Genomic DNA, 23740 nt, shown 5'->3' on the forward strand with positions numbered 1-23740 from the left:
CTAGAGGATCCCCTCGCTGAAACGACTGGGCGTACCGAACCGGTGCGCCGTGATCGAGACGGCCTGCTCGCGCAGGTGCGGCAGCATCTCGACCCGTCCGGCGGTGACCACCGGGCCGTCGTAGACCGCGATGTCGGGCTTGCCGCCGGAGGCCCGCGCGACCTCGCGGGCGACCGCCTCGCGCGAAGCTCCGGCCACGATGCGCACGCGCGCCCCGGCATCCGGTCCGCGGCGCTCGGCGAGCGCGGCCACCCGAGCCGTCCACGCTGCATCATCCTCGGAGACGATGCGCGCACCGGCGCTCTCGAGCGCCGAGGCGATCGGCGCGGGCAGGGCGAGCGGCGTGCTCACCAGCGGGATCGACCCGGCCCCGATTCCTGCGGCCGCCGCGCGCAGCACTGCGACGATCTCCGCATCGGCAGTCGCGCGGATCACGACCGGGAACGGGAGGTACCTGAGCACGTTCCGCTCGACGCCGACCTCCGAGACATCCCGATCCGCGCCGAACTCCTGCTCCCACGCCGCGGCATCCGACCCGAGCGCAGCCCGCAGCCAGGCGAGCTCGGTGCCGCGCATGCCGGACTGCTCGGCGGCGGTCAGCAGGGGCGCGGCGGCGGGCAGGGGCGCGCGGGGAGCCTCGGTCGTCTCGGCGTCGACCCAATCGCCGAGACCGAAGAGGTAACTCGGGCCTCCGGCCTTGGTGCCCGCGCCGATGGCCGACTTCTTCCAGCCGCCGAAGGGCTGCCTGCGCACGATCGCGCCCGTGATGCCGCGATTGACGTACAGGTTGCCGGCCTCGACCCGATCGAGCCAGCGCGCGAGCTCGTCGGGATCGAGCGAGTGCAGCCCGCTGGTCAATCCGTACTCGATGTCGTTGACGATGTCGATCGCGTCATCGAGGGTGTCGGCGGTCATGACGCCGAGGATCGGCCCGAAGTACTCGGTGAGGTGGTACTCGCTGCCGCGATGCACGCCCGCGCGGATACCCGGAGCCCACAGCTTCGTGCCGCCGCTGCGGTCCGTCGTCAACGGGTGGTCAGATTGGATCGGCTCCGGTTCGATCACCCAGTGCTGGCCCGGTTCGAGGTGCGTGAGGCCGCGGAGCAGCTTGCCGGAGGGGGCGGCGATGAGCGGACCCATCTGGCTCGTGAGGTCGTCGGGCGTGCCGATCTGGAGCGACCGCACGGCGTCGAGCAGTTGTCCGCGGAATCTTCGGGAGCGGGCGACGGAGCCCACGAGTACGACGAGCGACGCAGCCGAGCACTTCTGGCCGGCGTGCCCGAACGCGGACTGCGCGACGTCTCGCGCGGCGAGGTCGAGATCGGCGTTGGGAGTGACGATGATCGCGTTCTTCCCGCTCGTCTCGGCGAGGATCGGGAGGTCCTCGCGCAGGCTGCGGAAAGTCTCGGCGGTCTCGTACGCGCCGGTCAGGATCAGGCGGTCGATGCGCGGGTCGGCGACGAGCCCCGATGCGAGGTCGCGATCCTCGAACTGCACGAGCTGCAGGACGTCGCGGGGAACACCGGCCTCCCAGAGGGCTTCGACCATCACCGCCCCCGATCGCGCAGCCTGCGACGCGGGCTTGATGATGACGCTCGATCCGGCGGCGAGCGCGGCCAGGGTGCCGCCCGCGGGGATGGCGACCGGGAAGTTCCACGGTGGAATCACCGCGATGAGTCGCTGCGGCACGAAGCGGGCCCCGTCGACGTGTTCGAGCTCCTGCCCGAGCGCCGCGTAGTAGTGGGCGAAGTCGATCGCCTCCGAGACCTCGGGGTCGCCCTGATCGAGCGTCTTGCCGCATTCGGCGCCCATGACCTCCAGGAGGTCGGCGCGTCGGGCTTCGAGGGCCTCGCCGGCGCGATGCAGGATCCGCGCGCGCTCGTCCGCCCCGAGCGCCTGCCAGCCCGTGGACGCCGCGCGCCCGCGTTCGATCGCGGCGTCGAGCTGGGCGGCGTCCGAGACGAGTGCCCCTGCGACCGACGCGGTGCCGAGCTCGGAGTGCACCATGCGCCCCGCGATCGCTCGGCCCCACTCGCGATTGCCCGGCAGGTCGGGGTCGGTGTCCGGCGTGTTGCGGAAGCCTGCGATGCCGGCCGCTCCCCGCTGCGCCACGCGCGCGGCGACATCGGGATCGGCGAGGCGCTCGGAAACCGTCAGCCCGGAACCGGCACGGCGATCCTGGTCTCTGTTCGGAGCCGGCACCCGGTAGTGCTCCGGCTCTCCATCCGCGGTGATCGCCTCGAGTTCGGCGAGAGATGCGAGGAAGCGCTCCCGCTCCCGCTCGAAGAGCTCAGTGCGATCATGCAACTCGAAGACGGCGGACATGAAGTTCTCGGTGCTCGCGCCCTCCTCGAGACGGCGGATGAGGTAGGCGATCGCGACATCGAACTCCTCTGGGTGCACGACGGGAACGTAGAGCAGCAGGTGCCCCACGTCGCGTCGCACCGCCTCGGCCTGACCGGCCGCCATGCCGAGCAGCATCTCGAAGTCGACGCCGTCCGCTGCACCGCGCCGCTTCGCGAGGAGCCAGGCCAGGGCGACGTCGAACAGGTTGTGGCCTGCGACGCCGATCCGCACATTGCGCACGCGGCCGGGGTGGAGCGCGTAGTCGAGCACGGCCTTGTAGCCCGTGTCGGAGGCCTGTTTCGACGGCCAGGTCGCCGCGGGCCAGCCGTGGATCGCGGCGTCGACGAGTTCCATGGGCAGGTTCGCGCCCTTCACGACGCGCACCTTGATGGGCGCGCCGCCCCGGGCGACGCGCTTCGCCGCCCAATCCTGGAGATGCATCATGGCGCCCAGCGCGTCCGGCAGATACGCCTGGAGCACGATGCCCGCTTCGAGGTCGGCGAACTCCGGTCGATCGAGCATTCGAGTGAAGACCGCCAGGGTGAGGTCGAGGTCCTTGTACTCCTCCATGTCGAGATTGATGAACTTCTGAGGCGTCGCCCGGGCGGCGCGCTCGAAGAGGGGGAGGAGCTGCTGCTCGATGTGGTCGACCGCCTCGTCGAACGCCCAGTGGTTGTGCGGGGAGACGGTCGCCGAGACCTTGATCGACACGTAGTCGATGTCATCGCGCGCGAGGAGCCGGTGGGTGCCCGCCAGTCGACGTTCCGCCTCGCCCTGGCCGAGGATGGCCTCGCCGAGCAGGTTCATGTTGAGCCGCACGCCGTCGCGCTTGATCCTCGCGATGGCCGGCCCCAGCTTCCGATCGCTCGCGTCGATGATCAGATGGCTGACGAGCTGTCGCAGCACGCGCCGTGCGATCGGCACCACGACCGTCGGGAGCGGTCTGGCGAGCGCACCGCCGAGATCGATGGCGCCGCGCATCGCAGGTGGCAGAAACGAGGGAGTCATCGGCACCAGTTCGCGCAAGCGCTTGGCGGCGACGGCGAGGTCTTCGGGTCGCACCACTCCGTCGACGAAGCCGACCGTGAAGTCGAGCCCGTTCGGGTCGCTCAGCACGCCCGCGAGGCGCGTGGCCGCCGCGTCGGCGGGAACGGAAGCGGCCTCCGCGAGCCACCGGCGTACGAGCGCGATCGCCTCGTCTGCGAGGTCTTGCGGGCGGACGTCGTGGGCGGTGCTCATGCGGGGCCTCTCTGAAGGGCGGAACGGGCGCATCGATGCGGGTTCCCGTTTCGTTCAGTCTGTCCCTGCCGAAGCATGAAGTACAGCGACCGTTTGCGTGGAATAGTGTGAAGCAGAACTGCCGAATCCGAAGGAGGAACATGCTCGAGATGAAGCGTCTGCGACTGCTGTGGGAGCTCGACGCCCGCGGCACGGTCGCCGCGGTGGCAGAGGCGTTGAACTACAGCCCGTCGGCGATCTCGCAGCAGTTGGCGCTCCTCGAACGGGAGGCCGGGGTGCCGCTGCTGCGCAGAGCGGGGAGAACGCTCGAGCTCACGCCAGCGGCTCACGTGCTGGTCGCCGAGACGCACGAGCTGCTCGCCGGGCTCGAGCGCGCGGAGGCGGCCTTGCACCGTGCGCACGCCGAGGTCGGCGGCACGGTGCGCCTCGCGGTGTTCCAGACCGCGCTGCTCGCCCTCATGCCGCAGGTACTGGGGCGCCTACGCGACACGCACCCCTGCCTGCGCGTCGAGATGGTTCAGCACGAGCCCGAAGCGGGGCTCGAGGAGACCTGGATCCGCAACTTCGACCTCGTGATCGCCGAGCAGTACCCGGGGCATGCGGCGACGCACTTCTCCGGCCTCGACCGGCAGCCGTTGATCACCGACCGCATTCGTCTCGGCCTTCCGGCTCCGGGCGTCGGGGCCCGGGAATTCGACGCCGTGCAGCAACTCGCCGACGCCGCAGCGCTGCCCTGGGTACTCGAACCCGAGGGCGCGGCGTCACGGCACTGGGCTCTGCAGCTCTGCCGCAGCGCCGGGTTCGAACCCGACGTCCGCTACGAGACTGCCGACCTGCAGGCGCAGGTGCGGCTCATCGAGACCGGGAACGCCGTGGCGCTGCTTCCCGGCCTGCTGCACGCCGGAACGGCGCGCTCGCTGCGCCTGCTCGATCTGGACGGCGAATCGGAACGAACCGTCTTCACCGCCGCCCGCGCCTCCGCCGAAGGGCATCCCGCGCTGGTGGCGGTGCGCGAAGCGCTTCGAGCGGAGGCCGCGCTGCTCGAGGCAGCGGAGGGGTGGGGCGCTACTTCGTCTTCGGCTGCTGCTGCGTGATGCAGTGGATGCCCCCGCCGCGGGCGAAGAGCGGGCGGGCGTCGAGACCGATCACCTCGCGCCCCGGGTACGCCTCGCGCAGAATCGCCAGAGCGCGATCGTCGGCTGGGTCGTCGAACGCGCATGCGAGCACCGCCCCGTTGATGACGACGTGGTTGATGTAGCTGTAGTCGACGTAGCCCTCGTCGTCCCGCAGTGTCTCGGGGGCGGGGAGGTCGATGATCTCGAAGCCGGCCGACGTGTCCTCTCGGTACCGATCGGCGACCTCGCGGTTCGTGCGCGCGATGACGTGGTCGGGGTGCGATTCGGCGTCCTGCCGGTGCATGAGCAGCAGGTCGGGGCTCGTGAAGGCGGCGAGGATGTCGGAGTGGCCGCGGGTGCCGAACGTGTCGTGATCCCGCGTGAGGCCGCGGGGCAGCCAGAGCGCGCTCGTCGCACCGATCGTGCGCTCGAGCTCGGCTTCGACCTGCTGCTGAGTCCAGCCGGGGTTGCGACCCGGATCGAGCTGAACGGTCTTCGTGATGACGACGCGACCCGTGCCGTCGACCTGGATGCCGCCTCCCTCGTTCGTCATCTCGGAGTCGATCAGCTGGGCTCCGGCCGCTTCGGCGACGATGCGCCCGATGTGCTGGTCGTGGTTCCACTGCGCCCACTCCTGGCCGCCCCAGCCGTTGAAGACGAAGTTCACCGCACCGAGTCGGCCATCGTCACCGATGACGAAGCTCGGGCCGATGTCTCGCATCCACGCGTCGTTCAACGGAGCCGTGATCCGGTCGATCTGCGAGGAGAGGTAGCGCGACGCGATGGCCTCGTCTCCCGGATTCACGACGACCGTCACGGGCTCGTGCTCGCTCGCGGCGTTCCCGACGGCGGCCCAGGTCGTTCGTGCCTCCTCGGCCTCCGCCTCGGTGTCGCCGAGCGTGTACCCGCTCGTCGGCCAGGCCAGCCACAGCCGCTCCTGCTCGTGTCCCTCGATCGGCATGCGCCAGGTGGTCATCGATACTCCCTCGTGTGCGAAAACGGACGTCGCTCCAGTCTAATGGGCGCGTGACCAATAGCGGCTCTCGGGGTCACGATTCCTCGCGCGCCGTCGCCCAGAGCGCTCGGGCGTGGGAGATGTGCCGGTGCATCACCTGTTCGGCGCCCTCGCCATCGCCGGAGGCGAGCAGCTCGACGAGCTCGTGGTGCTCACGAGCGGACCCGGCGAGCCGCCCCTCGCGCGACAGCGTGGCGATTCCGTACAGACGCGTGCGGCGACGCAGCGACGTCGCCAGTTCGACGAGTTGCGCGTTGCCGGTGTACTGGAGCACGAGCGCATGGAACTCGCGGTCGAACCGCAGGTACTCTTCGAGATTGTCGTCGGTCGTCGCAGCGAGGCAGGCATCGGTCAGCTCGAAGAGGCGGGGAAGATCCTCCTCCGGGATCCGCCCCGCCACGATGCGCATGGCCGGGGGTTCGAGCATGAGGCGGATCTGAGCGAGATCGTCGAGGTCGGTCTCGCTCATCGTCGTGACCCGGAAGCCCTTGTTCTTCACAGTCTCGACGAGCCCCTCGCGCACCAGGTCCATCATGGCCTCGCGCACCGGAGTCGCGGAGACCCCCAGGCTGGCGCCGAGCCCGGGCGTGGAGAGCACCTCGCCCTCGGCGAGGCGGCCCGTGATGATGGCGGTGCGCAACCGTTCGAGCACCGTCTCGCGCAGGCTCAGCGTTCGATGAACCGGCGCGAGCGGCTCGTCGCGCGCATTGACGCGGTCGGAGTAGGGCACCGCTACTCGTCGAAGCGCAGCGCCCGGGCGATGAGCTCCTCCTGCTCCACCGCGTGCACCTTGGCCGAACCTGTGGACGGGGCGGCCGACGCGGGGCGCGACACCACGCGAATGCGGTCGTTCGCGAGCTTCTTCGAGAGTTCGAGCGAGATGAAGGGCCATGCGCCCTGGTTCTCCGGCTCGTCCTGCACCCAGACGATCTCGGCGCCCTGGTACTGCGCGAGCACTCGCCCGAGCTGCACCGCGGGAATCGGGTAGAACTGCTCGACCCGCACCACCGAGACGCGCGGATCGGGGTTCTTCTCGAGGGCGGTGCGCAGGTCGTAGTAGACCTTGCCCGAGACGAGCAGCACGCGCTCGACCTGTGCGGCATCGGACACCGAGGGATCGTCGATCACCGGCTGGAACGAGCCCTCGGTGAAGTCCTCGACCCTCGACGTGGCCCCTCGCAGGCGCAGCATCGACTTGGGCGTGAACACGATGAGCGGCTTGCGCGGCCGCGCGTAGGCCTGGCGCCGCAGCAGGTGGAAGTAGTTCGCGGGCGTCGAGGGGCGAGCCACGATCATGTTGTCCTCCGCGCAGAGCTGCAGGTAGCGCTCGATGCGGGCGGACGAGTGGTCGGGGCCCTGACCTTCGTACCCGTGGGGGAGCAGCATCACGACGGAGGACTGCTGGCCCCACTTCTGCTCGGCCGCAGCGATGTACTCGTCGATCACGGCCTGCGCCGTGTTCGCGAAGTCGCCGAACTGCGCCTCCCAGAGCACGAGGGCGTCCTCGCGCTGCAGTGAGTAGCCGTACTCGTAGGCGAGGGCCGCGTACTCGGAGAGCAGCGAGTCGTAGATCCAGAATCGCGCCTGCTCCTCGGAGAGGTTGAGTAGCGGAATCCACTCCTGGCCGTTCGAACGATCGTGGAAGACGGCGTGCCGCTGCGCGAACGTGCCGCGGCGGGCGTCCTGCCCGGCGAAGCGCACCGCGGTGCCCTCCATCAGGAGCGACCCGAGCGCCAGCAGCTCGCCGAAGCCCCAGTCGATGCCACCCTCGCGGCTCATCTCGACGCGCTTGTTCAGCAGCTGCTGCAGCTTCTGATGCACGGTGAAGCCCTCGGGCTTGTTCGCGTGCGCGTCGCCGATACGCTCGACGACCGTGCGATCCACCGCCGTCTCGAGCTGGTGATCCGAGCGCCCGCCGGATTCCGAGACCTCGGCGATCCCGCTCGTGTCGATGACCGGAATCGAACCGGTCTGCGCGGCATGCGTCTCCTGGAACGCCCGCTCCAGACGCTCCTGGAAGTCCTGCTTCGCCCGCTCGTACTCCTCCTCGGTGATGTCGCCGCGACCGACGAGCGCCCCCGTGTACAGGCGGCGGGTCGAGCGCTTCGCCTCGATGAGGTCGGTCATGAGCGGCTGCGTCATCGAGGGGTCGTCGCCCTCGTTGTGCCCGCGCCGGCGGTAGCACACGAGGTCGATGATGACGTCGATGTGGAAGCGCTGGCGGAACTCGTAGGCGAGCTTCGCGACGCGGACGACCGATTCCGGGTCGTCGCCGTTCACGTGGAAGATGGGCGCCTGGACCGCCTTGCCGATGTCGGAGGAGTACGGCGTCGATCGCGAGTCGAGGGGCAGCGTCGTGAAGCCGACCTGGTTGTTGATGATGATGTGGATCGTGCCGCCGGTGCGGTAGCCGCGCAGCTGCGACATCTGCATGGTCTCGTACACGACGCCCTGGCCGGCCATCGCCGCATCGCCGTGGATGAGGATGGGCAGCGTCGTGAAGGAGCCGATGGGCTTCAGATCCTGCTTGGCGCGCACGATTCCCTCGAGCACGCCGTCGACCGTCTCGAGATGCGAGGGGTTCGCCGCCAGGTGGATCGGCACCTGCGTGCCGTTCGGCGCGGTGAAGACTCCCGAGGTGCCGAGATGGTACTTGACGTCGCCCGAGCCGGCCTTCTGGGCCTGGGCGCCCTCGAATTCGCGGAAGATCTGGCCGTACGTCTTGCCGGCGATGTTCGAGAGCACGTTCAGGCGGCCGCGGTGCGCCATGCCGACATCGACGCTGTCGACACCGTCCTCAGCCGCATCGATCAGCATGGCGTCGAGCAGCGGGATCACGGTTTCGCCGCCTTCGAGGCTGAAGCGCTTCTGGCCGACGTACTTGGTCTGCAGGAACGTCTCGAACGCCTCGGCCTCGTTGAGCTTCTCGAGGATGCGCATCTGCTCGTCGTGGCTGGGCTTGGCGTAGGGCACCTCGAGCTGGTCGCGGAGCCACAGACGCTGCGCCGGATCCTGGATGTGCATGTACTCGATGCCGATCTTGCGGCAGTACGAGTCGCGGAGCACGCCGAGGATGTCGCGCAGCGGCATGGTGCGCTTGCCGCCGATGCCTCCTGTCGCGAACTCCCGGTCGAGATCCCAGAACGTGAGCCCGTGGGATTCGATCTCCAGATCGGGATGCGTGCGCTGCACGTACTCCAGCGGGTCCACATCGGCCATGAGGTGGCCGCGGACGCGGAAGGAGTTGATCAGCTCCTGCACGCGCGCCGACTTGTCGACGGCGCCGAACTCGTCGACGTGGATGTCGGCCGCCCACTGCACCGGCTTGTAGGGGATGCGGAGCGCGGCGAAGATCTCCTCGTAGAAGTCGTGCTTGCCGATGAGGCGTTCGTGCACCAGCTTGAGGAACTCGCCCGAACCGGCGCCCTGGATGACGCGGTGGTCGTACGTGCTGGTGAGCGTGATGGTCTTCGAGATGCCGAGGCGGTTGAGCGTCTCCTGAGATGCTCCCTGGAACTCCGCGGGGTACTCGAGGGCCCCGGCGCCGATGATGCTGCCCTGACCCTGCATGAGGCGGGGAACGGAGTGGACGGTGCCGATTCCGCCGGGGTTGGTCAGCGAGATCGTCGTTCCCTGGAAGTCGCCGGCGCCGAGCTTGTTGTCTCGGGCGCGCTTCACGAGATCCTCGTAGGCGGAGAGGAACTCGTTGAAGTTGAGCGTCTCGGCCCGCTTCACCGAGGGCACGAGCAGGGAGCGCGTGCCGTCGGGCTTCGGCACGTCGATCGCGATGCCGAGGCCGATGTGCGCCGGAGTGACGATCGACGGCTTGCCGTCCACCTCGGCGTAGCTGACATTCTGGCTCGGGAAGTCCTTCAGCGTCTGAATCAGCGCCCAGCCGATGAGGTGCGTGAACGACACCTTGCCGCCGCGGCTGCGGCGCAGGTGGTTGTTGATGACGATGCGGTTGTCGATCAGGAGTTTGGCAGGGATCGTGCGAACGCTCGTCGCAGTGGGAACCGTGAGGCTCTGATCCATGTTCTTCGACAGGGTGCGCGCCATGCCCTTGAGCGGGGTGACCTGATCGGCCTCCGGCGCGTCCTGGTCGGCGTTGGTGCTGCGCGCCGTGCTCGGTGCGTCGGCCGGGATCGGTGCGACGCGCGGCGCCGCCTTCGTCGTCCGGGCCGGCTGCGTCGGCGTCGTGATCGGGCTCGTCGCGGGGGCGGCCCCTCCGGTCGCTGCTGCGGGCGTCGTCGCCCCGGTCTGCGCCGCTCCGTACTTCTCGAGCACGGGCCACCAGGACCGATCCACCGAGTTCTTGTCGACTTGGAACTGCTTCCAGAGTTCGTCCACCAGCCACGCATTCGCGCCGAAATCTCCTGCGGGACCAGCTTGATCGGTGGTCTCCGTGCGCTCCGCCAAAGCGACTTCCTCTCGTTCGTGCAATGCCTGCAAGATTGATGTAGTCGGAGGTAATGGCTCCTGAGCCGTACCGGCACCAAGCCTACGCCCATCTCGGCGCGCACGGGCGAATACTCTCAGCGCGGATTCCGGGTTCTGGTGGTAATCTCGGAGGGCTATGGACGTTGACTCTCGAAGACCTTCGGACCCTCCGAGTACCTGCCGCGCTGAAGCGCGGCACATCGTCTTCACCCGGAGTCGTCGATGAACGACTGGCTCCTCCTGCTCATCGGCGTCGTGCTGACGCTGGGAACGGGCATCTTCGTCGCCTCCGAGTTCTCCCTGGTCGCGCTCGATCGCCAGGATCTGGAGCGTCGTCGTGCGACGGGGGAGCGCGGGCTCGATCGCGTCATCCGCGGTCTGTCGCGCACATCGACGCATCTCTCCAGCGCTCAGCTGGGCATCACACTCACCACGCTGCTCGCCGGGTACACGCTGGAACCGGCGTTGAGCACCTTCCTCGACGGGCCGCTGGGCGCGTTGGGAGTGCCCCAGGAGCTGCGCCGCGCGATCAGTGCTCCGATCGCCGTCGCCATCGCGACGGTGTTCTCCATGATCGTGGGCGAGCTCGTGCCGAAGAACTTCGCGATCTCGAAGCCGCTGGCGACGGCGCGGCTCGTGATGCCGGCGCAGGCCGCGTTCACGACGACGCTGAAGCCGGCGGTCATGGTGCTGAACGGCAGCGCGAACGGCGTGCTGCGCTCGATCGGCATCGAGCCTCAGGAGGAGCTGTCGGGAGCGCGCTCGGCGCAGGAGCTCTCGTCGCTCGTGCGGCACTCCGCGAGCGCGGGCCTGCTGGAGGCCGACACGGCCACCCTGCTCGACCGCACGCTGCGGTTCTCCGAGCTCTCCGCGGGCGATGTGATGACGCCGCGGCTCCGAGTCGAGAGTCTGCAGCGGCTCGAACCCGCGACCGCCGTGCTCGAGCTGTCGGGTCGCACCGGCTTCTCGCGCTTCCCCGTGATCGATGAGGATCGCGATGACATCGTCGGGGTGGTGCACGTGAAGCAGGCGGTCGCCGTGCCTCGCGCGAAGCGGAGCGAGGTGCCCGTGGCCGCGCTCATGGAGGACGCCGTGCGCGTGCCGGAGACGATGCACCTCGACCAGTTGCTCGAAGAGCTCCGCGCGAGCGGCTTCCAGCTCGCGATCGTGGCCGACGAGTACGGAGGCACCGCGGGCATCGTGACGCTCGAGGACCTGGTCGAGGAGATCGTGGGGGAGGTCGCCGACGAGCACGATCGCGCCGCCGCGGGCGTCGTCGGCACCGCCGAGCAGATGAGTTTTCCCGCCGACCTGCGGCCCGATGAGGTGCGCGAGCAGACCGGCGTCGAGATTCCGGAGGACGACGCGTACGACACGGCGGCCGGGTACGTGCTGCACGAGCTCGGCCGCATCCCCGTCGCGGGTGACGAGGTCGGGCTGCCCGACGGCGGAACGCTCCGCGTCGTCCGCATGGACGGACGCCGGATCGCGCGGCTCCAGTACACGAGCGCGCCGACCGCGCGACCGGACGCCGGGGAGGCGAGCGCATGAGCGACTGGGTCGGAATCGTCTGGCTGGTCGTGCTGCTCGCGGCCAACGCCTTCTTCGTCGGTGCCGAGTTCGCGGTGATCTCCGCTCGGCGGTCGCAGATCGAGCCGAAGGCGGAGGCGGGGTCGAAGCGCGCGCAGACGGCGCTCTACGCCATGGAGCACGCGACGCTGATGCTCGCCACCAGCCAGTTGGGCATCACGGTGTGCTCGCTGCTGATCCTCAACGTCTCCGAACCGGCGATCCATCACCTGCTCGAGGGGCCGCTCCACTGGACGGGGATCCCGGAGGAGGCGGTGACCATCGCCGCGTTCGTGCTGGCCCTCGTCGGAGTCTCCTACCTGCACGTCGTGTTCGGGGAGATGGTGCCGAAGAACGCCGCGTTCTCGATGCCCGACCGGGCCGTACTGATCCTCGCACCGCCGCTGGTCGCGATCTCGCGCCTGCTCCGGCACATCATCGCGGCGCTCAACGCCGTCGCCAACGGAGTGCTCCGGCTGTTCGGCGTCGAGCCGAAGTCGGAGACCAACAGCACCTTCACGCTGGAAGAGGTGGCGAGCATCGTGAGTCACTCGACGCGCGAGGGCGTGCTCGAGGATCGGAGCGGAGCCCTGACGGCCGCGTTCGAGTTCACGACGAAGCGGGCTCGTGATCTGCTGGTGCCGTCTGACCGGCTCGTGGTGCTCCCGGAGGGGTCGACGCCGGAGGACGTGGAGGCCGCCGTAGCGCGGCACGGCTTCTCCCGGTATCCCATTGCGGACGGGGCGGGCGAACTCGTCGGCTACGTGCACATCAAGGACCTGGTGCGCCTCGGCGAGGACCGCGTAACGGAGCCGATTCCGGGCAAGCGCATTCGCGAGATGGAATCGGTGCACGCAGGCACCGAGCTCGAGGACGTGCTCGCCAGGCTCCAGGGGAGGGGCATCCACCTCGCCCGCATCCACGACGACGATGGCGCGGTGCTCGGCGTCGTCTTCCTCGAAGACGTGATCGAAGAACTCGTCGGCGAGATTCACGACGCGACGCGACGCCAGCGCTTCGCGTAGGCGGGCGATCCCGACGATCGCCGCGTGCCCGGCGCGCGATGCGCGGTCGAGGGCGCTACTGCGCGGTGAGCACGAGGTGCGCCGAGACCTCGTCGAACGGCCACCCCGCGTTCGAGACCAGCAGGTTGTCGGGGACGGCGAAGGTGACGTCGAACTGCGCCTGATCCTCGCTCAGCTCGGTCGGACGAAGCTCGACGCTCGTGTTCGGCTGCGAGAGGTCGCCGACGGAGAGCGTGCCCACGGACGTCACCGTCTCCTCCATATCGTCGCGCATCAGCATGGTCGGCTTGGTCTGGACGAACGAGGCCTCCGGCATGTCCTCGATCGCCACCTGGAGCTCGGCCGACATGATCATCCCGTCGCGCACGACCATGGTGCCGGTGGAGGAGATGCGCTCGCCGAGCGCCTCGTGCAATGAGGAGGACCCGAGCGGTGCGTTCAGATTGAACTCGGTGATGGCGTAGGTCCGGTCGACGGGAACCGTCATGAGGTTCGAATCCGGTGCGGCCCGCAGCTCAGCAGCATTGGCGTCGTTCTCCACCGCGGGAGCGCATCCGACGAGGCACAGCGGGATCACCGCGGACACGGAGGCGACCACTCCCAGAGCGCGCCAGGAAGAACGCGCGTGCACGATAGTCAAGCTGAGGCTCCTCTTCCGATGACGCAGAGAACCGGCGGTCGCGCCGGTCAAGTTACTGGGAGAGACTACGACGCGAAGGTGGGAGGCCCCCGAGTGGCCCCTGCGAGGTCGCTCAGGCGGCGAGCAGCCGCGAGAATCGGGGTCAGGCGGCGAGCAGCCGGGTGAGATGGGAGCCGACGCGCTCGAACTCGATGAGAAACGCATCGTGCCCGAACGGAGACTCGATGCGCGTGGCCCGCTGCCCGTCGAGACTCCCGGGTGTGTGCCGGGCGATCTCGTCCTGCCCGTCGAGCGTGAACAGGCGGTCGCTGGGGATGCCGAGCACCAGGGTGGGGAGTTCGAGCGTGGAGAGCGCGGCGCGCACCCCGCCGCGCCCGCGCCCGACGTCATGCGAGTTCATCGCCTGGACGAGCGTCACGTAGCTGTTCGCATCGAAGCGGCGGGTGAACTTGTTCCCGTGAAAGTCGAGGTAGGACTCGACGGCGAAGCGGCCCCCGCCGCCGAGCGGACTCACCGCGGACTGCCAGGCGCGGCCGAATCGCGCGTCGAGCTCGGTGTTGCTCCGGTAATTGAGCAGTGCGAGGCGTCGTGCGGTCGCCAGGCCGTGATGCGGGCCCACCCCGTCGGGTGCGTCGTAGTAGTTGCCGCCGCGGTAGAACGGGTCGGATCGGATCGCCTCGAGTTGCACGAGGTTCAGGCCGATCTGGTCGGCGGTGGTCACCGGGGGTGCGGCGATCACCGCGAGCCGCGCAGTGCGCTCGCGGTGCGCGATGCCCCACTCGAGGGCGTGCATTCCCCCCATCGAACCGCCGATGACGGCCTCGAAGCGCTCGATGCCGAGCGCATCGGCGAAACGAGCGGCCGCCGCGACCTGGTCGCGAATGGTGAGGTACGGGAAGCGCCCGCCCCATTCGCGCCCCGACGGGTCGAGCGAGCCGGGCCCGGTCGACCCCTGGCACCCGCCGAGGACGTTGGGGGCGATGACGCAGAAGCGGTCGGTGTCGAGCGGTCGGCCGGGGCCGACGATCTCCGACCACCAGCCGTCCGTGGGGTGCCCCGCCCCGGCCGGCCCGACGAGGTGGCTGTCGCCGGTGAGCGCGTGGAAGACGAGGACGGCGTTGTCTCGGCGGTCGTTCAGCTCGCCGAACGTCTCGTACGCGATGCGCACGTGGGGGATCACCTCGCCGGCCTCGGTGCTGAGCTCTCCGATCGACAGGAAGGATCGCTCACCCACAGCATCGCCATCGCGCCACCCGCCGGAGATCGGCGGCCGTCCCATCAGAGCACGCAGTTGCGCGTCGGTGATGAAATCGGTCGGGAACGAATCCTCGGGTGTCTGCCAGTCCATGAGCACCTATTCTGTCGCGGCGAGCGCGCGCGGGGGCGAATGTTACGCGCCACGTCCGCCCCCGCGCCCTCAGCCCGATGCTAGGCGTTCGCCGCCGACTCGGCGACCACCTTCCGCGCTGCCGCGAACCCCTGCTCGAGGTCGGCCTTGATGTCGTCGATGTGCTCGAGACCCACCGAGAGACGGACGAGACCCGGGGTGACCCCCGCGGTCAGCTGCTGCTCGGGGGTGAGCTGCGAGTGGGTCGTCGAGGCGGGGTGGATGATCAGGCTGCGCACGTCGCCGATGTTCGCCACGTGGCTGAAGAGTTCGACGTTCTCGACGACGGCGCGGCCCGCGTCCACGCCGCCCTTGAGCTCGAAGGCGAGCACTGCGCCCACGCCCTTCGGCGCGTACCGGTTCGCCGCCGCGTACCAGGGGCTCGAGGGGAGCCCCGAGTAGTGCACCGTCGCCACATCGTCGTGCGAGTCGAGCCACTCGGCGATCTCCTGCGCGTTCTGCACGTGACGCTCCACGCGCAGCGACAGCGTCTCGATGCCCTGCAGCAGCAGCCAGGCGCTGAGCGGTGCGATCGAGGATCCGAGGTCGCGCAGCAGCTGCACGCGCGCCTTGATGATGTAGGCGATCGCATCTCCGACGGCACCCGTGTAGCTGACGCCGTTGTACGAGGGGTCGGGCTCGGTGAGACCGGGGAACTTGTCGGCGTGCTTCGACCACTCGAAGACGCCGCCGTCGACGATCACGCCGCCGAGGGTCGTGCCGTGCCCGCCGAGGAACTTCGTGGCGGAGTGCAGCACGATGTCGGCGCCGTGCTCGAAGGGGCGCACGAGGTAGGGGCTGGCGACGGTGTTGTCGATGATGAGCGGCAGCCGGTTCTCGTGCGCGACGTCGGCGACTGCGCGGATGTCGAGCACGTTCGAGCGCGGATTCGCGATCGACTCGGCGAAGAACAGCTTGGTGTTGGGGCGAACGGCGCGCTGCCATGCGGCGGGGTCGTCCTGATCCTCCACGAAGGTGACCTCGATGCCGAGCTTCGCGAGCGAGTACTTGAATAGGTTGTACGTGCCGCCGTAGATCGACGCCGACGAGACGATGTGGTCGCCGGAGTTCGCGATGTTCAGCACGGCGAAGGTCGACGCCGCCTGTCCGCTCGACAGGAGCAGCGCGGCGCTCCCGCCCTCGAGCGCGGCGATCCGCTCTTCGACGACCGCCTGCGTGGGGTTCGTGATGCGGGTGTAGATCGGGCCGAGCTCGGCGAGCGCGAATCGGTTCGCCGCCTGAGTCGTGTCGTCGAAGACGAACGACGTGGTCTGGTGGATCGGCACGGCGCGGGCTCCGGTCTCGTCGGGCTGCTGCCCCGAGTGGATCTGGCGGGTCTCGAACCCCCAGGCGCTCTGGTCGGTCATGGTGTCTCCTCGATGAGTCGGTGTCGATGGGTGAAGTGAATGGCGGTGCGAAGTGAATGGCGGTGCGATCCGAGAGTACGAGACGCCCCGCACGGCGGCAATGGAGCGAGACGTATTGCGTAACGTGTGTCGCCCGAGGTACGGCATCGCTAGGCTCGGGTGGGCAGTGCTGAACGGGAGAGGTGCGCATGGAAAGACGTGTCGTGGTGACGGGGGCGAGCTCGGGGATCGGCGCGGCGACGGTGCGCAGATTCGCGGAACTGGGGTGGAAGACCGTCGCTGTCGCTCGACGGGTCGATCGGCTCGAAGCGCTCGCGGCCGAGACCGGGGCGCACGTCGTGGCGTGCGATGTCACCGACGAGGCGCAGGTGGAGCGGCTCGCGGCCGAGGTCGCTGCGACCGGGGGCGCCATCGGGCTCGTCAACAACGCGGGCGGCGCCTGGGGCACGGAATCGGTGGAGCATGCTGCGAACGACGACTGGCGTCGCATGTTCGAGGTGAACGTGATCGGCCTGCGCTCGGTGACCGCTGCGCTGCTGCCGGTGCTGAGGGAGGGGGCGCGGCAGCACGGGTGGGCGTCGATCCTGAACCTCACTTCGACCGCCGGTCACGCCGCGTACCCGGGAGGCGGAGGATACAACGCCGCCAAGTACGCGGCCCACGCGGTCACGAACGTACTGCGCCTCGAACTCGGGGGCGAGCCGATCCGCGTCATGGAGTTGGCTCCGGGCCTCGTGCACACGGAGGAGTTCACGCTGAATCGTCTCCGCGGCGACGCCGAAGCCGCGCGCAGACCATACGCGGATGTGGTTCCGCTGCAGGCGGAGGACGTCGCGCGCGTGCTGGTCGGCGCGTTCGAGCAGCCGCCGCACGTGAATCAGGATCTGATCGTGCTCCGCCCCGTCGCTCAGACCAGTGTGTTCCATACGCATCGTGGCGACCTCGCAGTGAAGGGGGAGTAGGTGGCGCGGCCCGGCGCGGCGATGCGCGTGGCGGACGACTGGGCGGCGGCGCTCGAACCGGTCTCCGAAAGACTGGCTGCGGTCGAGCGATTCGTGGAGTCGGAGCGCGCGGCGGGCATCGAAGTGCTTCCCGCGCGCGACCGCGTGCTCGCGGCCTTCGAACGGCCGATGGCGGGCGCTCGCGTGCTCATCGTGGGGCAGGATCCCTACCCCACGCCCGGCCACCCGATCGGGCTGTCGTTCGCGACGTCGGCCGATGTGCGACCGATCCCTCGGAGCCTCCGGAACATCTATCGGGAGCTCTCGGACGACCTGGGGATCGCACCGGCGGAGCACGGGGACTTGACGGCCTGGGCGAACCGCGGGGTGGTGCTGCTGAACCGAGTGCTCACGGTGCGCGCGGGCAGCGCGGGATCCCACCAGCGCCGGGGATGGGAGGAGATCACGGCGCATGCGATCACGGCGCTCGCGGCGCGAGGCGGGCCGCTCGTCGCGATCCTGTGGGGGAGACCGGCGCAGACGCTGCGGCCGATGCTCGGCGATGTGCCGTGCATCGAGAGCGCGCATCCCTCACCCCTGTCGGCGTCGCGCGGATTCTTCGGCTCCCGTCCGTTCAGCCGCGCCAACGCGGCGCTCGAGGAGCAGGGCGCCGAAGCGGTCGACTGGTCGCTGCCCGCGAGTGGACCGGCGCTCTTCTAGCGCGCTTCTCCTGCTCCGCTCGTGCTCGCGTCGTGCTCGGCGGCGGGCACGACGCCGATGGGCTCCGTCTGATCGACGAGATGATAGGGCCTGCGACCCTCGCCGCGCACCCACGCGAAGTAGCAGACGGTCACGAGTGCGACCCAGACGAGCCCGACCCAGAGCGCCGGCCGTGAATCGGGCACGATGCCGACGAGCACGATGACGCACACGATGAAGCCGACCGTGAGCCACGATGCGATCGGCCAGAGCGGTACCGGGAACTCGCTCGGGAGTCGCCGGTCTCGAGCGATCTCCGCCCGCATGCGGATGTGGGCTGTGAGGATCACGAGCCACACCAGCACGGTTGCGAACGTGGCGAGTGCGCCGAGCAGGAACAGCACCTGATCGGGGTAGAGGAAGTTGAGCACGACGCCGATGAGGAGGCCCACGATCATCGTCGCGACGGTCATGATGGGTACGCCGTTCCGAGTGGTCCGGGTGAACGCCCGAGGAGCCTGGCCCTGTTCGGCGAGTCCGTGCAGCATGCGGCCCGCGCCGAAGATGTCGGCATTCATCGCCGAGAGAGCGGCGGTGATGAGAATCACGTTGAAGACGGCCGCGGCCGCCTGGAATCCGATCGATTCGAAGATCGAGACGAACGGACTCGTCTCGCCCGTGATGTCGGCCCAGGGCTGAATGCACATGATCACGCCGAGCGTCAGCACGTAGAAGAGCAGAATGCGGATCGGCACCGAGTTGATCGCCTTCGGGAGCACCTGCTTCGGATTCTGCGCTTCTCCAGCGGTGACGCCGATGATCTCGATACCGCCGAAGGCGAACATCACGATGGTGAACGAGGCGACGAGTCCCCAGATGCCGTTCGGCATGAATCCGCCGTGATCGACGAGGTTCTGAGGTCCCATCTGGTCGTGCCCCGCGACGCCGAACCCGAACAGGATGACGGCGATGCCCGTGACGATCAGCGCGATGATCGCGACGATCTTCACGAGCGCGAACCAGAACTCGAGCTCGCCGAAGACGCGCACGCCGAGCAGGTTGATCGCAGCGATGAAGCAGACGACGGCGAGCACCCACACCCACTGCGACACATCGGGGAACCAGAACCGCATGTACACCCCGATCGCGGTGGCGTCGAAGACCGCGACGAGGAACATCTCGAAGGCGAACGTCCAGCCGACGAGGAAGCCGGCGAAGGGGTGGATGTAGCGCGAGGCGTACTGGCCGAAGGAGCCGGAGACGGGGTGGCGCACGATCATCTCGCCGAGCGCCCGCATCACCATGAACACCGCTGCACCGCCGATGATGTACGCGATGAGCACTGCGGGGCCGGCGGTCTGGATCGCGCCCGAGGAGCCCATGAAGAGCCCGGTGCCGATCGCGGAGCCGAGGGCCATGAATCTGATGTGGCGCGCGGTGAGGCCGCGTCGCAGTCCTGATTCGGTGGTGGTCATGGGCAATATCCTTTCGTCATCGAACGGATTCGGGTGAATCGGGCGCGCGGAGAGCGCCGAGCCGGTGGATCGGGTCCGGCTGCGGTGAGGGGCGAAGCGGGCTACCGTCCGAGCCGTTGCGCGAGGCCTGCGGCGGCCTCGAGGACGAGCAGGGCCGCGAGCCGCACCGTGCGGCCGTCCGGAGCATCGGCGGCGGCGTCGACCTCGGCGATGTCGATGCCGCGGACTCGGGCGTCTGCAGCGAGGAGTCGCGCCGCGCGACGAATCTCGTGCGCCTGCAGGCCGCCGGGGAGGGAAGCGGGGCACCCCGGGGCGATCGAGCGGTCGCACACGTCGACATCGAGGTCGACGTGCACCGGCCCTCCGCCGGCGCCCGCGATGTCGAGCGCTTCCGCCACGACGTCGGGCAGCGCGCGCTGGTGCAGCTCGTCGCGATGGATCACCGTCACTCCGAGCTCCTTCGCCCGTCGTCGGTAGGTGCGGGAGTTCGCGAAGTCGGCGATGCCGATCTGCACGATGCGACGCGGATCGAGACCCGCCTCGACGAGACGTCGCACCGGCGACCCGTTGCTGCGGCCGTCTCGGAGATCGTGATGCGCGTCGAAGGTGATGAGGCCGGCGTGCGGGAGCCGGGTGCCCGCGATGCCGAGCGCAGCGGGCACGGTGAGCGCGTTGTCGCCGCCGAGCGCCACGACCAGCTCCGCGCGCTCGGCGAGAGCGGCGATGGCCCTGGTCGCAGCCTCCTCTCCAGCTTCGCTGTCGGGGTCGGCGCAGTCCCCGGCATCGACGATGCGGAGCGCCTCGTCGAGTACCGTCTCGGCCTCGTCGCCGCGGGTGCCCGGCTGGGCGGTGCCGACGACGTGGCTCGAGTACCGGCGCAGCGCCTCGCGCACCGCGGTGGGCGTCTCGTGAGCCCGTGACGGCGACAGCGAGGTGCGGGACGTCGGCACGCCGATCACCGCGAGATCGACCCGCTCGTCTGCTCCGGGCGACGGCCAGGCGCCGGTGCGCGGCCAGGACGGATCGTGCGACAGGGCGTGTGCCATAGCGTCTCCTCGTGATCGACTGGGATGCCACCAGTGTGCAGGGTCCGGGAAGGATGGGTCAGCGCCGGAGCGGCCGAAGCGTCCGGGATTCCGGATCGGTCACACGTCCGGTATCCCGGACATGTGACCGGGCGACGCGCTGGTCGCCGCGTCGCTCATGGGGTGGGATCGAGGCATGACAGTTTCACTCCCCGCTCCCGTCGTGCTGGGCGACGCGCCGCTCACCATCGCCGACGTCGTATCGGTCGCCCGCGACGACGCCCGCGTGCTCATCGCAGAGACGGCCCGCGCGCGGGTCGTCGCGAGTCGCGCCGTGATCGAGGATCTGGCGAACGACACCCGCCCGCACTACGGCATCTCGACGGGATTCGGCGCACTCGCGAACGTGCAGATCCCGGTCGAGAAACGGCAGCAGCTGCAACGCAGCCTGATCCGCTCCCACGCCGCGGGCACCGGGGTGGAAGTGGAGCGCGAGGTCGTGCGCGCCCTGATGCTGCTGCGTCTCAACACGCTCGCGAGCGGCCGAACGGGCGTGCGCGCAGAGGTCGTCGATGCCTACGCGGCGATCCTCAATGCCGGCATCACCCCGGTCGTCCACGAGTACGGCTCGCTCGGATGCTCCGGGGATCTCAGTCCGCTCGCGCACTGCGCGCTGACGCTCATGGGTGAGGGCGAGGTGCGCACCGACGACGAGCCCGATGCGCGGGTGCCCGCCGCCGAGGCGCTCGCCGCAGCCGGCATCGAGCCGCTCACTCTCGCCGAGAAGGAGGGGCTCGCGCTGATCAACGGGACCGACGGCATGCTGGGCATGCTGTGTCTCGCCCTCACCGACCTGGCGCGCCTGCTGACGATCGCGGACGCCGCCGCGGCCGCATCGATCGAGGGGCTCACCGGCACGGATGCTGTCTTCGCCGCAGATCTGCACGCGCTCCGCCCGCACCCCGGTCAGGCGGCATCGGCGGCGAACATGCTGCGCGTACTCGCCGGGTCGGAGCTGGTGCAGCGGCCGCGCGAGGGCGAGTTCACCCGGGTGCAGGATGCGTATTCGCTGCGATGCGCTCCGCAGGTGCACGGGGCCGCTCGAGACACCGCTGCGCACGCCGCCCGCGTTGCGAGCGTCGAGCTGGTATCCGCCATCGACAACCCGGTCGTGCTGCCCGACGGACGGGTCGAATCGAACGGCAACTTCCACGGCGCTCCGGTCGGCTACGTGCTCGACTTCCTGGCCATCGCGGTCGCCGACGTCGCGAGCATCTCGGAGCGGCGCACCGACCGGTTCCTGGATGTCGCGCGCAATCACGGCCTTCCGCCCTTTCTCGCAGCCGATGCGGGCCTGGACTCCGGTCTCATGATCGCCCAGTACACCGCCGCGGGCCTCGTGTCCGAGCTCAAGCGCCTGGCCGCGCCCGCATCGGTTGACTCGATCCCGTCGTCGGCGATGCAGGAGGATCACGTCTCCATGGGGTGGGCCGCGGGACGCAAGCTGCGCCGCGCCATCGACGGCCTCGCGCGCGTGCTCGGGATCGAGCTGCTCGCCTCGACGCGAGCGCTCGACTTCCGCGCCGATCAGGGTCTCGGTGATCCTTCGCCCGCGACCGCCGCGGTGCACGAACTCTTCCGCACCCGCATCCCGGCGCCGGAGACGGATACGTTCCTCTCTCCGACGATCACGGCAGCGTACGAGCTGATCACGAACGGCTCGGTGACCGCTGCGCTCGCGGACGCGCTCGGCGCACCGCTCGACTGATCCGAAGCGCACGGCGAGCGGATAGGCTGCGGAGCGTGAGCACCCCGAAGGTTCCGGCGGCGGATCAGACGCTGCGGATCCTCAGCCTGCTCGCGGGCTCCCGCGGCCCCCTCGCCGCGAGCATGATCGCGAGCAAGCTCGACCTGCCGCGCTCGACGGTCTACCACCTGCTCGACACGCTGCAGCAGCACGGCTTCGTGATGCACCTCCCCGAGGAGCGCCGCTTCGGGCTCGGCATCGCAGCGGTCGACTTGAGTTCGGCCTACGCCCGCCAGGAGCCGCTCGCGAGGATCGGCCGACCACTGCTCGCCGCGCTCGTCGATCGCGTGCGCCTGAGCGGGCATCTGGCGGTGCCGCACGGACGCGATGTGCTCTACGTGGTCGAGGAGCGCGCCCCCGGTTCTCCGCCGCTCGTGACCGACGTCGACGTGCGGCTTCCGATGCAGCTCACCGCGAGCGGTCGCGCGATCCTCGCCGCTCTTCCGAAGGCGCAGGTGCGCGCGCTGTTCCCGGATCGGCAGGCCTTCGTGCACCGGCATGTCGACCCCGACGGGATCGACCGATACTCGCGGCTGCGGAGCGTGCTCGACGCGACGCGCACGCGCGGGTACGCCCTGGAGGAGGGGTCGGTCACCGCCGGGCTATCGTCGATCGGGGTGCCCGTCCTGGACCACCGGGGGTGGCCCATCGCGGCGATCGCGGTGACGTACCCGCAGGGCGCGGTGGAGACGGAGGTCGCCGCTGCGCTCGCCTCCGAGGTGCAGACGGCGGCGAAGACGCTCTCCTCGAGAATCCACGGGCGCAGTGCCGCTCCGCGCATGGTGTAAACTTGGTGGCTGTACTTCGGCGAGGGGCCTGCGAGCCCGTGATCGACGCGGGACGGACTGCCTCAGCGGGCCATCTTGCTGCGTGACACACGCAAGTGCGAGACACCAATCCGGCGGCCAGACCGCCCTCATTGGGCGAGAGCCCGCAAGGAGAGATCACTATGAGCGAGACCAGCAAGCTCGTCGGCCACGCACGCGAGAACTTCGGCAAGGGAGCGGCGCGCAAGCTCCGCGCCGCCGGTCAGACCCCGGCGGTCGTCTACGGTCACGGCACCGACCCGATCCACGTGTCGGTCGACACCCACCCGCTGAGCCTGATCGTTCGCCACGCCAACGCGCTCATCGAGCTCGACATCAACGGCGCGCCGCAGCTCGTGCTCGTCAAGGATGTGCAGAAGGATCCGGTGCGCCAGATCATTGAGCACGTCGACCTCATCGTCGTGAAGCAGGGCGAGACCGTCGAGGTCGAGGTGCCCGTGCACGTCACCGGCGAGTCGTTCGCCGGCACGAACGCGCTGCAGGAGCTCAACACGGTGCACCTCAGCGTTCCCGCGACCGCGATCCCCGAGAGCGTCGAGGTGAGCGTCGAAGGCCTCGAGGAGGGCGCGCAGGTGCTCGCCGGCGCCATCGAGCTGCCGAAGGGCGCGACCCTCACGGGCGACCCCGAGCAGCTCGTCGTCAACATCGTCGTGCCGCGCGGCGCCGTCGAGGATGAGGCTGCGGACGAGACCGCGGACGCCGCGGAGTAACCCTCACGCTTTTCGGGCCCGGGGGGGGGGGGGGGGCCCCCCCCCCCCCCCCCCGGGCCCGTTCGTCTGTTCGCGCGCGTGTCGGCGGCGACTGCGATGATGGACTCCGGAGG

General features: G+C 69.5%; 17 protein-coding genes. 8 read left to right on the top strand and 9 right to left on the bottom strand.

The genetic code is table 11. From position 1 onward, the window contains the following. Positions 1 to 3585, bottom strand: a complete 3585-nt coding sequence (locus PQI23_RS02130) for a bifunctional proline dehydrogenase/L-glutamate gamma-semialdehyde dehydrogenase (protein WP_339971085.1) — start codon at positions 3583 to 3585, stop codon at positions 1 to 3. Between the two features lie 140 nt (positions 3586 to 3725). Between PQI23_RS02130 and PQI23_RS02135 the strand changes: the two genes are divergently transcribed. Further along, entirely contained in the window at positions 3726 to 4679 is a 954-nt protein-coding gene (locus PQI23_RS02135; RefSeq protein WP_339971086.1) for a LysR family transcriptional regulator, read from the top strand. On the opposite strand, the gene PQI23_RS02140 is transcribed toward PQI23_RS02135, so the two are convergent. The 3 genes from PQI23_RS02140 to PQI23_RS02150 all read right to left on the bottom strand — a co-directional run bounded on the left by PQI23_RS02140 (position 4651) and on the right by PQI23_RS02150 (position 10134). After that, positions 4651 to 5676, bottom strand: coding sequence for an agmatine deiminase family protein (locus tag PQI23_RS02140; RefSeq protein WP_339971088.1), 1026 nt, complete (start codon positions 5674 to 5676; stop codon positions 4651 to 4653). The genes PQI23_RS02135 and PQI23_RS02140 overlap by 29 nt on opposite strands. 73 nt (positions 5677 to 5749) lie before the next feature. After that, entirely contained in the window at positions 5750 to 6445 is a 696-nt protein-coding gene (locus PQI23_RS02145) for a GntR family transcriptional regulator (RefSeq protein WP_339971090.1), read from the bottom strand. Positions 6446 to 6447: 2 nt separating this feature from the next. Beyond that, positions 6448 to 10134, bottom strand: a complete 3687-nt coding sequence (locus PQI23_RS02150; RefSeq protein ID WP_339971092.1) for a multifunctional oxoglutarate decarboxylase/oxoglutarate dehydrogenase thiamine pyrophosphate-binding subunit/dihydrolipoyllysine-residue succinyltransferase subunit — start codon at positions 10132 to 10134, stop codon at positions 6448 to 6450. A gap of 243 nt (positions 10135 to 10377) precedes the next feature. On the opposite strand from PQI23_RS02150, the gene PQI23_RS02155 reads away from it, so the two are divergent. After that, entirely contained in the window at positions 10378 to 11706 is a 1329-nt protein-coding gene (locus PQI23_RS02155; RefSeq protein ID WP_339971093.1) for a hemolysin family protein, read from the top strand. Then, the gene (locus PQI23_RS02160) at positions 11703 to 12749 is read left to right on the top strand and encodes a hemolysin family protein (RefSeq protein ID WP_339971096.1); all 1047 of its coding nucleotides are present in this window, start codon (positions 11703 to 11705) and stop codon (positions 12747 to 12749) included. The genes PQI23_RS02155 and PQI23_RS02160 overlap by 4 nt, the downstream gene beginning before the upstream one ends. Before the next feature lie 55 nt (positions 12750 to 12804). Here PQI23_RS02160 and PQI23_RS02165 read toward each other — a convergent pair whose 3' ends face one another. From PQI23_RS02165 to PQI23_RS02175, 3 genes are all read right to left on the bottom strand, one after another. After that, positions 12805 to 13389: a hypothetical protein gene (locus PQI23_RS02165; protein WP_339971098.1), complete on the bottom strand. Its 585-nt coding sequence runs from the start codon at positions 13387 to 13389 to the stop codon at positions 12805 to 12807. Between the two features lie 142 nt (positions 13390 to 13531). Further along, positions 13532 to 14737, bottom strand: a complete 1206-nt coding sequence (gene metX, locus PQI23_RS02170; RefSeq protein ID WP_339971100.1) for a homoserine O-acetyltransferase MetX — start codon at positions 14735 to 14737, stop codon at positions 13532 to 13534. An 80-nt stretch (positions 14738 to 14817) separates the two neighbouring features. Further along, positions 14818 to 16143: a bifunctional o-acetylhomoserine/o-acetylserine sulfhydrylase gene (locus PQI23_RS02175; protein ID WP_339971102.1), complete on the bottom strand. Its 1326-nt coding sequence runs from the start codon at positions 16141 to 16143 to the stop codon at positions 14818 to 14820. A gap of 188 nt (positions 16144 to 16331) precedes the next feature. On the opposite strand from PQI23_RS02175, the gene PQI23_RS02180 reads away from it, so the two are divergent. Then, positions 16332 to 17105: an SDR family oxidoreductase gene (locus PQI23_RS02180; RefSeq protein WP_339971104.1), complete on the top strand. Its 774-nt coding sequence runs from the start codon at positions 16332 to 16334 to the stop codon at positions 17103 to 17105. Between the two features lie 21 nt (positions 17106 to 17126). Continuing rightward, positions 17127 to 17804, top strand: a complete 678-nt coding sequence (locus tag PQI23_RS02185) for a uracil-DNA glycosylase (protein ID WP_339971145.1) — start codon at positions 17127 to 17129, stop codon at positions 17802 to 17804. On the opposite strand, the gene PQI23_RS02190 is transcribed toward PQI23_RS02185, so the two are convergent. Both PQI23_RS02190 and PQI23_RS02195 read right to left on the bottom strand, forming a co-directional pair. After that, positions 17801 to 19258: an amino acid permease gene (locus tag PQI23_RS02190; RefSeq protein WP_339971106.1), complete on the bottom strand. Its 1458-nt coding sequence runs from the start codon at positions 19256 to 19258 to the stop codon at positions 17801 to 17803. The two genes, PQI23_RS02185 and PQI23_RS02190, sit on opposite strands and share 4 nt — an antisense overlap. 101 nt (positions 19259 to 19359) lie before the next feature. Beyond that, positions 19360 to 20304, bottom strand: coding sequence for an arginase family protein (locus tag PQI23_RS02195; RefSeq protein ID WP_339971107.1), 945 nt, complete (start codon positions 20302 to 20304; stop codon positions 19360 to 19362). Between the two features lie 175 nt (positions 20305 to 20479). Here PQI23_RS02195 and hutH point away from each other — a divergent pair, with 175 nt between their 5' ends. The 3 genes from hutH to PQI23_RS02210 all read left to right on the top strand — a co-directional run bounded on the left by hutH (position 20480) and on the right by PQI23_RS02210 (position 23627). Next, the gene (hutH, locus tag PQI23_RS02200; RefSeq protein WP_339971109.1) at positions 20480 to 22051 is read left to right on the top strand and encodes a histidine ammonia-lyase; all 1572 of its coding nucleotides are present in this window, start codon (positions 20480 to 20482) and stop codon (positions 22049 to 22051) included. 35 nt (positions 22052 to 22086) lie between these two features. Then, on the top strand, positions 22087 to 22878 hold the full coding sequence (locus tag PQI23_RS02205; protein WP_339971111.1) for an IclR family transcriptional regulator: 792 nt from the start codon (positions 22087 to 22089) through the stop codon (positions 22876 to 22878). A gap of 161 nt (positions 22879 to 23039) precedes the next feature. Next, entirely contained in the window at positions 23040 to 23627 is a 588-nt protein-coding gene (locus tag PQI23_RS02210) for a 50S ribosomal protein L25/general stress protein Ctc (protein WP_339971113.1), read from the top strand. The last annotated feature ends 113 nt before the right edge of the window (positions 23628 to 23740 follow it).

The organism is Leucobacter sp. USCH14 (assembly GCF_037619215.1).
GTDB lineage: Bacteria > Actinomycetota > Actinomycetes > Actinomycetales > Microbacteriaceae > Leucobacter.